15 protein-coding genes and 1 pseudogene are annotated in these 14,179 nt (G+C 37.5%); 15 read left to right on the top strand and 1 reads right to left on the bottom strand.

The features are described from left to right. Window positions 1-44 precede the first annotated feature (44 nt). The 12 genes and pseudogenes from O2S85_RS17230 (at window position 45) to O2S85_RS17170 (ending at window position 10,804) form a co-directional block, all read left to right on the top strand. Window positions 45-569, top strand: coding sequence for a hypothetical protein (locus O2S85_RS17230; RefSeq protein WP_269410513.1), 525 nt, complete (start codon window positions 45-47; stop codon window positions 567-569). 61 nt (window positions 570-630) lie between these two features. Further along, on the top strand, window positions 631-1,080 hold the full coding sequence (locus O2S85_RS17225; RefSeq protein WP_269410512.1) for a hypothetical protein: 450 nt from the start codon (window positions 631-633) through the stop codon (window positions 1,078-1,080). Window positions 1,081-1,127: 47 nt separating this feature from the next. Next, the gene (locus O2S85_RS17220; protein ID WP_269410511.1) at window positions 1,128-1,607 is read left to right on the top strand and encodes a hypothetical protein; all 480 of its coding nucleotides are present in this window, start codon (window positions 1,128-1,130) and stop codon (window positions 1,605-1,607) included. Between the two features lie 319 nt (window positions 1,608-1,926). Next, on the top strand, window positions 1,927-2,349 hold the full coding sequence (locus tag O2S85_RS17215) for a DUF443 family protein (RefSeq protein ID WP_269410510.1): 423 nt from the start codon (window positions 1,927-1,929) through the stop codon (window positions 2,347-2,349). Between the two features lie 80 nt (window positions 2,350-2,429). Continuing rightward, complete coding sequence (locus O2S85_RS17210) at window positions 2,430-2,648, top strand: hypothetical protein (RefSeq protein ID WP_269410509.1); 219 nt, start codon at window positions 2,430-2,432, stop codon at window positions 2,646-2,648. A gap of 72 nt (window positions 2,649-2,720) precedes the next feature. Continuing rightward, window positions 2,721-3,367: pseudogene (locus tag O2S85_RS17200) on the top strand (DUF443 family protein). Window positions 3,368-3,902: 535 nt separating this feature from the next. Continuing rightward, complete coding sequence (locus O2S85_RS17195; protein WP_269412632.1) at window positions 3,903-4,607, top strand: SDR family oxidoreductase; 705 nt, start codon at window positions 3,903-3,905, stop codon at window positions 4,605-4,607. 300 nt (window positions 4,608-4,907) lie between these two features. Then, complete coding sequence (locus tag O2S85_RS17190) at window positions 4,908-5,588, top strand: DUF443 family protein (protein WP_269410507.1); 681 nt, start codon at window positions 4,908-4,910, stop codon at window positions 5,586-5,588. A 442-nt stretch (window positions 5,589-6,030) separates the two neighbouring features. Then, window positions 6,031-6,582: a hypothetical protein gene (locus O2S85_RS17185; protein ID WP_269410506.1), complete on the top strand. Its 552-nt coding sequence runs from the start codon at window positions 6,031-6,033 to the stop codon at window positions 6,580-6,582. Window positions 6,583-8,095: 1,513 nt separating this feature from the next. Next, complete coding sequence (locus tag O2S85_RS17180) at window positions 8,096-8,368, top strand: hypothetical protein (RefSeq protein ID WP_269410505.1); 273 nt, start codon at window positions 8,096-8,098, stop codon at window positions 8,366-8,368. 75 nt (window positions 8,369-8,443) lie between these two features. Continuing rightward, entirely contained in the window at window positions 8,444-9,553 is a 1,110-nt protein-coding gene (locus O2S85_RS17175) for a glycerol dehydrogenase (protein ID WP_269410504.1), read from the top strand. Window positions 9,554-9,766: 213 nt separating this feature from the next. Then, window positions 9,767-10,804, top strand: a complete 1,038-nt coding sequence (locus O2S85_RS17170) for a lactonase family protein (RefSeq protein WP_269410503.1) — start codon at window positions 9,767-9,769, stop codon at window positions 10,802-10,804. Between the two features lie 105 nt (window positions 10,805-10,909). Here the strand turns inward: O2S85_RS17170 and O2S85_RS17165 are convergent, their stop codons facing one another. After that, window positions 10,910-11,353 carry an Hsp20/alpha crystallin family protein gene (locus O2S85_RS17165; RefSeq protein WP_269412631.1) on the bottom strand — a complete coding sequence of 148 codons (444 nt, stop codon included), beginning with the start codon at window positions 11,351-11,353 and terminating at the stop codon, window positions 10,910-10,912. Window positions 11,354-11,621: 268 nt separating this feature from the next. Here O2S85_RS17165 and cax point away from each other — a divergent pair, with 268 nt between their 5' ends. The 3 genes from cax (at window position 11,622) to O2S85_RS17150 (ending at window position 14,169) form a co-directional block, all read left to right on the top strand. Next, window positions 11,622-12,683 carry a calcium/proton exchanger gene (gene cax / locus O2S85_RS17160; protein WP_269410502.1) on the top strand — a complete coding sequence of 354 codons (1,062 nt, stop codon included), beginning with the start codon at window positions 11,622-11,624 and terminating at the stop codon, window positions 12,681-12,683. A 350-nt stretch (window positions 12,684-13,033) separates the two neighbouring features. Next, window positions 13,034-13,903 carry a DUF6612 family protein gene (locus O2S85_RS17155; RefSeq protein ID WP_269410501.1) on the top strand — a complete coding sequence of 290 codons (870 nt, stop codon included), beginning with the start codon at window positions 13,034-13,036 and terminating at the stop codon, window positions 13,901-13,903. Window positions 13,904-13,998: 95 nt separating this feature from the next. Continuing rightward, window positions 13,999-14,169, top strand: coding sequence for a hypothetical protein (locus tag O2S85_RS17150; RefSeq protein ID WP_269410500.1), 171 nt, complete (start codon window positions 13,999-14,001; stop codon window positions 14,167-14,169). Window positions 14,170-14,179 lie beyond the last annotated feature (10 nt).

Raw genomic sequence — 14,179 nt, 5'->3', positions numbered from 1 at the left:
TTAGGTTCTGTTTTCAGCTAGTAATATGTCAAAGGAGTGGAAATGTGAAGCAAAAGTTAATTCCTATCCATCGGGAAATAAAAAACAAGATAGAATTCACATTTTTTCTAAATAATCAGTCCCAGCGAATATATAAGACAGTTAAAGATAATGGAAATGATTTCAAATTTTGGATTGCTTGGGCCCTTGTGTTAGCTTTTCTCCGAGGTATTAAATTCCTGCATTTATCCATGGGCAATCCCATAAATGTACTGATCGTTATGTTTCTTTTCATAATTAGTGGCGCACTTGGTGTGTATAAGTATAAAGAAACACATAAAGACAGAAGAGAAATATTTAATACACAGGATATGGTAGAAGAATATATTGAAAAAGGAAAGAATACTTTAAAAGGTGATGTCATAACATCTGGTGTTCTATTTTTAATATTTATCGCCTTTACAGTATTATTTTTGATTTATCAATGGCTAACGTGGCTTTTTTTTGCATTGTTTATATTCTTTTTGTTTATTGTATTAGTATGCTATCTACCACCGGAACGATTTAAAATTTATAAAAGAAGGAGTTAGTAAACACGGATATTCTACCGGTAGAACGGTTTAAGGTTTACAATAAAAAGGAGAAAAATTAATGAATAAGGAAGAAGCTTGGCAACTATTAAGAGATTCATCTAAAAAGGCATATCACTTTAGTATTATATTGCCTATAATATTTGCTGTTATGGGCGTAACCGTTATATTGGGAGGGATTTTGATACCTAAGACATTGGAAGGCTCGTATCGTTTCTTTTATTATGGTTGCGCTATTGGTTTTTCTGTAATGTTTATATTTTATATGGTTAATTGGTTTCATTGCTTAAAATTTTTAAAGCGTTTTAAACAACTTGAGATTAAAGACCAAAAGCTAAAACGGTTGCTGGTACTAAATAAGGTAAGCTGTATTATTTTTATGATTCCCGTTACATTTTTTCTTGGGTTGGTGGGGTTTCAAAAGGTAAAAGTATTCTCTGAGGGTACCTTTAACGCTGGAACATTAGATGCGATTATTTACAAGTATTTGATATCAAGGGACAATGAATAAGTTATATTGGAAGGTACGGGATTTTTCCTAAAATAGGAGGATTTAAATTGAAGGCAAGATATATTATTTTGCTTTGTGTAGTTAGTATATTTGTAAACGCAATTAGTATTTATAATCTGTTGTTAGGTTATTTATCAATATTTATAGGTTTATTAGTTTTGATACCGAATTTCTTTGTAAAGATGACTGCACTTGCTAATAGAGGAAATGAGTCCGAACCTGGTATTATTAAAACGACAATACTTAATTTTGGGGTGGGGAGCTATATGCGCACAAGCAGAAGATTTCCTCTTATCTTTGGTATCGTTTTGATTTATATTGCGGCGATCATTTTTATATTTTTACAAATTAAATTTAGATCATTAATTGAAAAATTTCTCGCTGACAGGAAAGTCTTTAACAACTTTGACCAATTACTCCCGATATTAAGTATATTAGGGTATGTAACCTTTTTCCTTACTTTGATTTTGAGTACCATAAATGTAGTTGGTTTATTAAAGAACGATGTAGTGTTTAAAAAGAAATAATATCAAGATCATGTGGTTCAATATTGGTAAGAATAAACCTCAACCTTTGATTTGATTCGAATGATATTGAAGTGTAAATTGGAGTCAATTTTTCGTTCATATGAAACAGAAAATTTCCGCCCTTATCGAGAAAAACATAGTTTAGTAGCTACATCTGCGGTCCTAATTAATATTTTCCATCCATCTTTGCTATATGGACACTATACTATATACACGTCAGGAGTGTGATGATCATGGAAAAAAGATTGATCCCCTTTTATGTGGAATCCTATCGTAGAACAGCTTCAGACGAAAAAAGTGGAAAAGAGGGGCTTCCGGTATGACTTTTACGATAGGAATTTCCTATGCACTCGGTATGCTCCTAGCGCCTTTAATGGATTACTTTGACATTTCCATGCCGCCACTGGTCAATATAGCAATACTGTTGATTGCTTTAATATTCGTACCTTTGTTGTATGTTTCGATCAGCCGTAGCCACGAGAAGAAACTATATAACGCAGTAGAACTTGAAGCACTGTTTAAAAGTAAAATAAGGATTCAGCCAAGCTCTATAAAGCATTTTTTAAATGTATTGTTTAGTTATATTGTGCTTTTAGGGGTTAGCGTATTTTTCTTCTTTGCGTATGTTGAAACACAAAATGTTATAGTGTTAGTCGCCGCATCATTAATATTATTTTTATTGTTACTAACTAACCGTAAAACAATAAAAGAAGGAAATGTTGCAGTGAAAATTAAAGAATAGATTGGTAATAAATACTAAAACATAAAGACAAAATGTTTAATAGATTTATCCTCGTTCAATGGTGTAGGCGATGAACAGATGTGAAAGAGATCATACATCAAATTGAGACAGTGATGAGTAGTGCCAAAACGAGTGAAGGAACAGCACGGTTTGCGGAATTTGAAGGTGCATCCCAAATTAGTGAGTTAGCGAAATTGCATGATTATAATGCGGGTAAGAAAGAAGAACAGATGGAAAAGGCTAAGAATGCCAAGGATAGTGCACTCAAGGAACTTTCAAGAATCCAGGTGAGTCTATAGCTAGCGGTCTTAGTTCTTTGAATCCCTTGCTTAATAGACAAGAACGAATGACGAAGATTAGGAGATTGCTTTATGAAAGGCGAAGTACAACATTTAGCTAACAATGAACGGTATCGAATTTTGATAATCAAAGGAGAAACCTACATTATGGATATAGAACGATCCTTTTGGAAGATTATTTTTCCATTTTTCTTCTGGCTGCTTCCCAATTATATTTTCAAAGTTGAGGATCAGGCTGTTATAGAACGATTAAAGACCGAAAAAATGAAAAAACGGGGGGATCTTATCTGGTTTTCGCCACTGGGGTTTCCTATACGGGTGGGATGTTCTTAGCCCCTTTAATGGATTACTTTAACGTTCCCATGTCGCCATTAATCAATATAGCGTTGCTGGTGCTTGCTATAGTATTGGTGGGTTTATTATCTTTTTCCATCAGTCGAAACCGCAAAAAGAAAATGTATGATGTTCTTAAATTTGAAACATTGCCCAGGGGAAAACTGTGGATTCGCCCAGGTTCAGTGAGACATTTTTTAAACGTATTATTGAGTTATCTTGTGATTTTAGGATTGAGTGTATTTTTTTTCCTAGGATATGTTGAATCTCGAAATTTTATGGTGCTAATCGTTGCGTCAGGAGTATTATTTGGTATATTTCTACTCAATCACAAAACATTTAAAGAAGGAAATATTACCGTGAAATTAAAGGATAGAAGAATATAAAAGTAAAAAAAGGTAAACAAAATAATCATTTATACCGGCTCTTTCATCGCGGAATCAATCCGCTTGGTTATATGATTCTATTTTTTATAGTATTATATGGCTCAAAATATGCAAATGAAATATATCAGCCTTATGAGGGGCTATTTTTTAATCCAGGATAGTATGAAAGATTATGCCATCAAAGGGGAGGGAGCATTCCTGTTACGGGTCTGATGGAATAAAACGGGATGAAATTATTATGAAAAAGAAGCATATTAACGGTATACTTCTTTTGTTTATCAGATTTACATAGGATAATAGGTTTAATAGCGTTGGTGAGGTATTTTAATAGGAAGAACGCACATACCGATATATTAGAATTAAGTTTGGGGAGCAATGCAAAAATACGTATCTGAAAAGTATGTCATTTGGTATAGCAATGAGCACATACACTTCACCCATCTTGCTGGATATTTTATAATTCGTAATGTATTTTGGAAGGGAATATAAGTTGACAAGCAAAGGGTGTTTTAAACGAAGGGGGGATTTGATGACGATGACACAACAATTAGTAGGAAAAACAGCGGTTGTTACCGGAGCAAGCAGTGGTATTGGCTCAGCCATCGCGAAAGAACTTGCCGAGGCAGGGGCAAATGTCGTGCTTGCTGCAAGGAACGGGGAGAAACTTGCCACAATAGCCGAAGAAATGAATCAGAAAGCAAAAATGCTATGTGTTAAAATAGACGTGACGAAGCAAAAGGATGTGAATTTTCTGGCTGAGCGCGCCCAACAAGCATTTGGCAGTGTAGATATTTATGTTAATAATGCCGGCATGATGGGGTCAAGCAGAGTACTAGAAGGAGACGTCTCTGATTGGGAGCAGATGATTGATATTAATGTGAAGGGTGTTCTTTATGGCATCCATTCCGTCTTACCTGATATGTTGGAAAAGAAAAGTGGACATATTGTCAATATCGCTTCGGATTCCGGATTTGAAGTGACAGAGCGATTGACCGTATACTGTGCAACGAAATTTGCTGTACGTGCAATCTCCGCTGGTATGGAGAAAGAGCTTGTCCAAACTGGCGTGCGCGTCACTAGTATTTCACCGGGCATGGTGGAAACGCCGTTAAGTTCAGAAAGCCCATTTGAAAGCAATCGGAAAAAACTTGAACCGAAAGACATTGCGCGAGCCGTTGTTTATGCGGTGACTCAGCCGGATTATGTGAATGTCAATGAAATTTTGGTTAGACCTGTTTAAGTGAATGGTTTTTCTGAACAGCGTAAGGCTTTGTAAAAGAACAATAGAAGTATCTATAATTATCGAGGATGAGTGATGAAGTTTGCGCCTAGTCTACGATATTAAGATATTAAAATACTATCCCAAGTTAGTTTGGAATAGTATTTTTTTCGAATGACAATGATTTTATCGGGTGTTAAGGAGTAAATAGGAGTAAATATAGAATGTGGAAAGCCATAAAAAGCAATATTGGGTTTTCATTGCTTTTATTATTATTTATCATACTGATGAGTGGTGGAGTGGTAGGAAGGGGGATTTTGTATGAAATGCACTGTGCATCGTACAGCCAAAAATTTAAGGTATCGAATACTGACAATTAAAGGAGAGAACTATATTCTGGATATGGGAGGGGCGTCCCTTTGGAAGCTATTATTTCCTTTTTTCTACTGGCTGCTTCCCAATCGTGTATATAAAGTGGAGGATCCAGAAATTGCAGAAGAATTAACAGCTCCTACCGTAAAGGAAAAGGTGGGTTCTTCTCAATTTTTATGGGCGATCTTAGCCTCTATTGCTGCCAGCAGTTTAAGCCCTATAGCGAATTATTTTGACGTTGATATTCCGATTTATGTAAATGCAATCATTGTGACAGTTATTGTTGTTCTCATGATATTACTCATCTTTACTATCAGTCGAATGTTTAAAAAAAACATGTATCAAATAATCGACCTTAGTCAGTTATTTAAAGGTCGCTTATGGGTCATGCCTGATTCATTTAAAGTTATTTTTCTGGTTACATTCGTTTATGTTGGCTGTGTTGGATTGGGAGTAATGGGAGCCGCAGCATATATTGAATATGGTAATTGGATAATATTGATATTTTCAACTATGCTTATATTTGCTGGGATCGTTTTGCCCGGACTCGCAACGATAATTGAGGGGAATACAAGGGTCATGTTTCTGGGTGGCAAAAGATCAAAAGCTTTCCCACAGGATGATGCCTAGAGTCTCGGATTGTAAGTGTAAAATGAATTAGGAGGGAAATTATCATGCTACTAATTGAATCAATTGGAGAAGGAACAGGCAAACTTATGATTTTGAATAGAGCAGCATGATCTTCCCGTCAGAGGAAACAGAGAAGCAAGGAATGTGGTATGATTATTCGGGGTACAGATACCGCCTTTAAAGCAGGAAGTCATGGTATTATAACAACGATGGCCGAAACAGCGGAATTTGCAGTTGGTTGACCAGTTGGATCGTTAATAGGTGCCGGTTTTGCTATGGTGGCGGGAAAGCTTTCGATTGGGTCTATGATCATGCAGATGATATACGAGAAGGTGCAAATCACTATGGGAAGGTAGAAAAAATTTCGTAGGCGATGCGTGGTCAGGAATAACTGATGGTTTAGGAACAATTTTTGGTTAAAGATTTGATGGAGGGATAAAACTTGAAAGATTCTTTAGTTACATTTTACAGAAACAAGGATCTATACACATTATTTTATGATCAGGATGACGGGCTTATTTATAAAATACCAATTCGTAAAAAAAACTCTTATGTTAAAGTATATTTGGGTTCTATAGCACTTTATATCACTGGAAATCTTCTTAACGGCTTCTATCAAGAATATAATAGCTTGTTCCTGGATATTAGCTTGTTTATTATTTCTCTAGTAATTGCTTATTTCACGGCTAATAAACTTCATCAAACCTATTATACAGAGGAAAAAAAACGCCCGATTGTTCTAGATGATTATTTTTTAGAAGAGTGTGCCTATAAGGGTATGAGACAATCACGAATAGAATTAAATGTTGTTATCCTTTCCTTTCTATTTGCAGTAGTTACTTTTATTATATTTTTTGCTATTAATAGTATTACACCGTTGATTCTAGGTTATTTAAGTACTGCTGTATTTCTTGGCTGCATTTATATGAAACCACTAAAGCGAAAAAAAATAATTAAAAAGCTAAGGGATGAAAAAATTCAGACCCAACAATAGATTATGTGTGTAATAGCTTGACAAGTTGATTAATGATAAGGACCAAACCATTCATAATTGGAATCAATGAAATGACAATGAAGGGTTATGGTATATTCAGGACACCCCAAGGGGATGGATACCAATAATCGGCTCTACCTCGATGAATGATATTTCTTCTGCCACTCCACTTCCACAATGCTGTAAGAGACCTTGATAAGCAGCGAAAAGGCGGAAAGCCATCCAAAACTGCAATAACCAATAACGATAAGAAAACGGAATCGCCTATCGTAATGTTGTTTTCAAGTATTATAATTTTATTCCCGAAAAAATAGATGCAGCTTTCGAAGACTTCAATGTAAGAAGCATTTAAGGATGAAAAACATTTTTTCCGGTATTTTCACTAGTGGAAGAAACAATAAGTAGAAACTTTGCTGAGACGCGCAAAGGGTGCTATCCATAAAATAAAAGGCTGGTTCAGCTAGTAGCTATAGCTAGAAGAAAATCTTCAGGAAGGGATTGAACGGTGATGTTAAAAAGACTATCAGAGGAGGACTTTGCCGTTTAAAGGGGGTCACTTGAATCCGGTAGACAAAGTCCTAGCTCATTGGGGTTTGCATTAATATTATTTATCTTTTTTCAGCCTTTAATATTTTTTTTAACCTATATTGTAGCTGCAGATAGCACCATTTTTCCATATGAAGGTGGATTGTTTACGTTACATTTAATAATAACAAGCGCCTTAGTTCTCCTATCCATTGTTTACGCCGTTCCAAAGATATATATGAAAGGTCAAAAGATACAGTACCTATTGATTACTTTAGTATCGCAAAACACGGGAGGAGTATGTTTTTATCTTTCCGCACTGTTTCTAATTGGTGCAGATAGGATGATTTCGCAAAAGTCCCTGTTGATATTTACCTGTATAACATTGTTATTTGGTTTACTTGTGTTTACTGTGACATGTATTCGGTTCTATATTCTGCTAGGAAAAGGGGAATATCGTAAGGGGTCTAAAAAGGATAAATTAAGATCTAAGGCTGAATATGATATAAAGTCGTTTGTTCCAATAATTATTGTAGGTAGTGATTGTAGGTAGTGTTGGATTGCTTTTCATTCTACAATACCTTGTTAGGACGTTTGGTCTTGCTGATATTGAATCCATTGTAATGGTAACACTATTTATTTTACTTTTCTATACTATGCTTTTTGTCCTGCCAGAACAACTCGTAATACTTTACTGTAAATACCGCTTCGATAGTTTTAACTATGACAAGAACGGAAACCTAAAACCAATGGGAACAGATAGAATGGGTGCTGCCAAATGAATATCATGGATAATCACTTTATATTAATAGCTTATAAGTCTATGATGAAATGGTGAGTAAACGTGATATGAGTAGTGATAAAACGTGGAAAATAAAAAATGCACAGACTGCAAAATTGTTGGCGACGATTGGTAGTATGGTGTGCATGGCGATGGCTGTTTTTATGTTCATTTTGAGCATATTTATTCCGATAGAAGTCACCATTAATGATTCTTATGTACGCGGGACATTACCCGAATTTGTTGCTTATCCTGCACCATTTGACATTTTTATTGGTCATGCTTGTTGGGTTATTTATAATAGAAATTATTGCGCTTCTGATCGGTAGACATGTACCAAAAAAAGCAACGACGGTACAAGGAGTGATTCTGATCGTCATTGGGTTTCCGGCTATGGTAGCAATCGGTGCAGGAATTCTTTTCATAATTGCCGGGGTACAGACGTTTTTGGCCAAGAAAGTGAGAGAGTTGACTGCGTAAAAACGCCCAATTTGTTTTAATTCTACCTAATTGGGGAAAGTATAATTGGATTACTTAAATAGGGAGTGTTACGACATGACTGAAAGAATTTTCACCAGCCCCGCTAAATATGTTCAGGGGAAAAATGTCATTCAAAATATTGGGGAATACGTAAAGGACCTTGGTGAGCAAACCATTGTCATAGCGGATGAAACGGTTTGGGATATTGCCGGGAACGAACTGGTTAACCAATTGAAACATAAAAACCTTAAGGCCGAGAAAGTTATCTTTAACGGAGAAGCTTCCAAAACAGAAATTCAGCGGATAACTGACATTGCTAAAAATGCTAATGCAACAGTGGTTATCGGTGTCGGTGGTGGTAAAACGCTCGATACCGCTAAAGCTGTATCAGACGAATTGAACGGCTATACTGTGATTGTACCCACAACTGCTTCAACCGATGCACCAACAAGTGCGCTATCCGTAGTTTATTCAGATGATGGGGTTTTTGAAGGTTATCGTTTCTACAATAAAAATCCAGATCTTGTTGTTGTCGATACAAAAATTATTGCAGGCGCACCACCACGTTTTCTGGCCTCAGGGATTGCGGATGCATTGGCGACCTGGGTTGAAGCTCGAAGCGTCATCCTGGCAGGAGGCAACACAATGGCAGGCGGCAAAACAACAATTGCCGGACAAGCGATTGCTGAAAAATGTGAAGAAACACTTTTCAAATATGCCAATCTAGCTTATGAATCCGTGAAAGTCAAATCAGTAACGCCGGCGCTTGAATCTGTTGTGGAAGCCAACACTCTGCTTAGCGGTTTAGGCTTTGAAAGTGGCGGTCTCGGAGCAGCACACGCTATTCACAATGGCTTCACAGCTTTGCATGGTGACATCCATAATATGACACATGGTGAAAAAGTTGCATTTGGCACGCTTGTCCAACTCGCGCTCGAAAAACGCGATTTGAGGGAGATTGAGCGCTACATTGCGCTGTATACAAGCCTTGATTTGCCAGTCACTTTGGAAGACATCAAATTGAAAGATGCAACAAGAGATGACATCATGAAAGTGGCTCAAGCGGCTACCACTGAAGGTGAAACAATCCATCAAGCCTTTAAGGTCACAGCAGACGATGTCGCCGATGCAATTTTTGCAGCTGATCAGTATGCAAAAGCCTATAAAGAAAAACATGCTAAGTAAGTATTAACAGGGAAGAACGCTATTGGTAAATTTAAAAGGACATCCCGTACTCCGGATGTCCTTTTGCTTGCTGAGCAGAAAAATAGCATTCGGGCTCAACCATGGCCCAAGAGTTAATCCTAATGTATTCCAAACATCAGTTAACGAAAAAGCGCTGGCCTACATCAACGTGTTATACTGTAATTACATTGTTTTTAAAAAGGAGCGATACATATGGGCAAAAAATATATTGGGTATGCCGGAACCTATACACGGCAAACGAGTGAAGGGATCTATCGGTTCGAATTGGATGTAGATGCTGGAACATTGGGTAAAACAGAGGTGGCGGCTAAGGTTGGGAGCCCTACTTATGTAACTGTCCGTGATGACAACAAGTATCTGTACTCGGTTGCGCAGGATGGGGATCAAGGTGGTGTCAATGCATACAGGCTTGAAAATCGGACAGGCGCCTTGACGAAGATAAACAGCCAGCTGGAGGATGGCGCACCACCTTGTCATTTAACGGTTCGAGGCGATCAAGTTGTTACTGCTAATTATCATAAAGGGGCTGTTGGACTGTACCAAGTGGATGAACAGGGTGCATTACAAGCCGGGTCATTTGTTTTCCATGAAGGAAGCGGGCCGCATAAGCGTCAGGAACATTCACATGTGCATTATGCCGGATTCTCGCCGGATGGAAAGTATGTCCTTGCTTGCGACCTTGGTACGGACGAGCTAGTGACCTATCAAATAGAAGATAACGGATTAAGGCGCGTTGCAACATTGCAGGTCAACGGTGGCAGTGGTCCGCGACATATTGTTTTCCATCCAAATGAAAAAGTGGCCTATCTGATTACTGAATTAAGCTCAGAAATCATTGTTTTGGCATACGATACGGAAACGGGCAGTTTTTCGGAAAAACAATATATCAAGACAATCCCGGCTGATTTTATGGAGACGAATGATGCCAGTGCGATTCATATTTCTTCAGATGGAAAATTTGTTTATGCTGGAAATCGCGGGCACAATAGTATTACCGTTTTTGCTGTTGACGATGAAACAAACAAGCTTTCGTTAGTAGAATACATGCCATCTGGCGGAGAATGGCCGCGGGATTTTGTGTTGGATCCAAGTGAGAATTATCTTGTTGCATCCAATCAGCATACGGGAAATGTAGTTTTATTTGCACGTGACAGTGAAACAGGAAAGCTTTCCAAATTGGATTCAGAAATTGCAGTACCTGAAGTGGTTTGTGTAAAATTTTTACAGTAAGGGTCAGTTTTCCTCCATCTTAAAGCGTTAAAGCATGACGCGTCATATAAAGCAAAAAACTCCTCGTAGTTGGACTATGAGGAGTTTTTTTACGTGTTTTTTACTTTATTGAATATCAATTTGTTTTGCGGCAGGTGCGGTTGTATCTTTTTTTGGAATTTCTACTTTAAGGATTCCATCTTCCAATTTCGCGGAGATCTCGTCCTCATTTACATTGTCCACATAAAAGCTGCGGACAAATTCACCGTAATGGCGTTCTTGGCGGATTACTTTGTTATTTTCATCTTTTTCTTCATGATTGTTGTCACGTTTAGCTGAAATGGTTAAATGATTATTTTCTATATTAATGTTGATATCCTCTTTTGCAATACCTGGTAAATCCGCTTCAATATAATAAGCATTATCCTTTTCCGTAATATCGGTGCGGAATGAACCAAGTTCCTGATTTAACGGAGAAAAGACATCACGGTTAAACGCATCATCAAACGATTTTAGCATGTTGCGAAATACATCTTCATTTCTTTTGTGAAAAGGCATTAAGTCAAACATCATATCTTCCTCCTTCATTTCGTTTACAATTAAATTATATACCATTATTAAATAATAGTCAATATAAACTGGACAAAAAACTTTAAATATCGTACATTTACTTAGAAATACATATGTGAATTGATTGCATTTTGACCTTTATTGATCAATTGATATTCAGCGGAACACGTTTATTATGTGCTGTTTTTTCTGCATCATGCAATTTACAAATAATATCTCTTTCACTGGGCAATCTATTTCTAACGAGGATTTAAAGGGGGATTCCCGGATGGTGAATATTATTTTCATCGTTATGGTGGTCATTGGCTTACCAGTTTCTGTTATTGGTTCAATGCTTGATTGGCCCACCATATTTATGTTTGTTGTTTATTGTTTAACCATTATTGCTTTGGCAGGTTTTATTGGCCGGGCAACCGATAGCCTGACAATAGTAATGGGTTCAAGAATTGGCGGGCTATTGAATGCAACGTTTGGGAATGCGGTTGAGTTGATTATTTCAATTTTTTCCCTGAAGGCTGGGCTTGTCGGGATTGTATTGGCTTCATTAACTGGCTCGGTGCTGGGAAATTTATTGTTTGTTGCTGGCTTGTCTTTTTTTGTTGGCGGATTAAGGTATAAACGTCAGAAGTTCAATATATATCATGCGCAACATAATGCGGGACTATTGATTTTTGCCGTACTTGTTGCCTTTGTGATTCCGGAAGTGTTTTCATATGGGATGAATGACCGTCATACGATGATTTTTAGTATCGGGATCTCCATCATTTTAATCATTTTGTACGCTGCAACATTAGTATTTAAATTGGTCACGCATCGCGGGGTATATGCAAGTAAAAAGGAAAAAGCGGAAAATCAAGCGGAGGAAGAACCGGAATGGGGTAAAGGCAAGTCGGTTATTGTGTTAGCCCTATCAACGATCGCAGTTGCCTATGTTTCGGAAAAACTCGTCGATACGTTTCATTTAGTCGGTGAAACATTTGGCTGGTCAGAACTGTTTATTGGGGTCATTATTGTTGCCATTGTCGGTAATGCAGCGGAACACGCATCGGCAGTTATTATGGCATATAAAGATAAAATGGATGTGGCGATGGAAATTGCGGTAGGATCAACCTTGCAAATTGCGATGTTCGTTGTACCAGTACTTGTGCTAATATCGCTCTTTTTTTCCAATCCGATGTCTTTGGTGTTTTCGTGGGCTGAATTAGTCAGTATGGCCATGGCTGTGTTATTGATGGCTATGATATCGGTGGATGGGGATTCGAATTGGTTTGATGGGATGGTTCTACTTGCCGCCTACGTCATTATGGGAGTCGGCTTTTATTTTCTGTAAAATAACAGCAAGCTCCCCCTTGATATTAGGGGGAGCTTGCTGTTATAGCGTTTTAGCCGGTAGTTTTGTCCGAAAAGATTCCCGGGTTAGTTTCCGGGCGGTCGATTCGTGCGGTATTTATTATTGTTTTTCATATCGTTTATTTCTTGTTTGCTTTTGTTCTTTGTTTTTGTTTTATCTTTTGCCATTGGATTCCCTCCTTGTTATGTAGTTTGGCTTTTTGGGGGGAAAAAATGTAGTACTTTTGATGCAATTTTTTTGTAAAGAAATATTAATATAAATGAAACCTTTTCTTTTATTTTTCCATATGGTAATGTTGTAGACAAATAGAATTAGAAAGGTGGATAAATTTGAAAAAATGGTTTTTAATACTCGTAGCTGGAGTTATGGCACTAGTTCTAGCAGCATGTAATGAAACGGCCGAACCAACAGAAGGTGCGAGTAAGGAAAAAGAAAGCAAGCTGACAGCGGAGGAAGTATATCAAAAGGCTTTGGATGCCTCCGAGGACATGAAGAGTGCAGAAGTCACGATGGATTTGCAGCAACATATTGAAGCAAGTGGCGATGAGCCCGTTGCCATGGACACAAACAGCAATTATGATACAAAAATGACAATGGATCCTATGGCTATGTATATGAAAGGCGTAACCAAAATGGAAATGGATGGAACCGATGAAGAACTTCCGGACATGGATATGGAAATTTACATGGTTGACGACGGCATGTACCTATACAGTGATCAAATCGGTGACTGGGTTAAAATGGATGGTGCTTCCATGGATATGGTTGAACAAATGGCCGGCCAGCAGCCAGACCCGTCCGAGCAATTAAAAATGATAAAAGATTATACCGATGATATGTCATTTGAGCAAAACGATGATGCATTTATTTTAAAATTGGATGCGAACGGTGAGAAATTTAACGAATTAATGCAAAAGATGATCCAGGAAAACCTGCCAGAAGAATTGCAACAAGAATTAGGTGACGAAGGCCAGGAAGTTTTGGACAATATGAAGATAAACAGCATGTCGATGGAATACACCATTGATAAGGAATCATACGATATCAAATCACTCGATATGGATATGGATATGAGCATGAAAGCTGAAGACGAAGAAATGAATATCGTACAAAATGTCAAAGCTGACTACTCCAACATCAATAAAGTAGACCCAATCGAAGTACCAGATGACGTAAAAGATAAAGCAATTGAGCAATAATTGCAGTTGTGAAAATACATCCTCTTGTTAGGGTGTATTTTTTTGTTTGGTTTGGGTGATGGGAGATGCTGCGGGGCGCGAGGGGTACCTAAAATTTGGGGATCGCTGATATAAGCACGAAAATCGCTGATAAAGGTGTGGAAACCGCTGATAGAATGACCAAGATCGCTGATAGAAGCGTGGAAACCGCTGATAGAAGTGTGAAACCCGCTGATACAATAACAGGAACCGCTGAAAAAATTTCACTGCTTGGAACATTTATGTAGTAAGATAGAA

Source organism: Lentibacillus daqui (genome assembly GCF_027186265.1).
Classification (GTDB): domain Bacteria; phylum Bacillota; class Bacilli; order Bacillales; family Amphibacillaceae; genus Lentibacillus_C; species Lentibacillus_C daqui.
The sequence above is the reverse complement of the archived record's forward strand: the minus strand, read 5'-3'. Positions and strand labels throughout refer to the sequence as shown.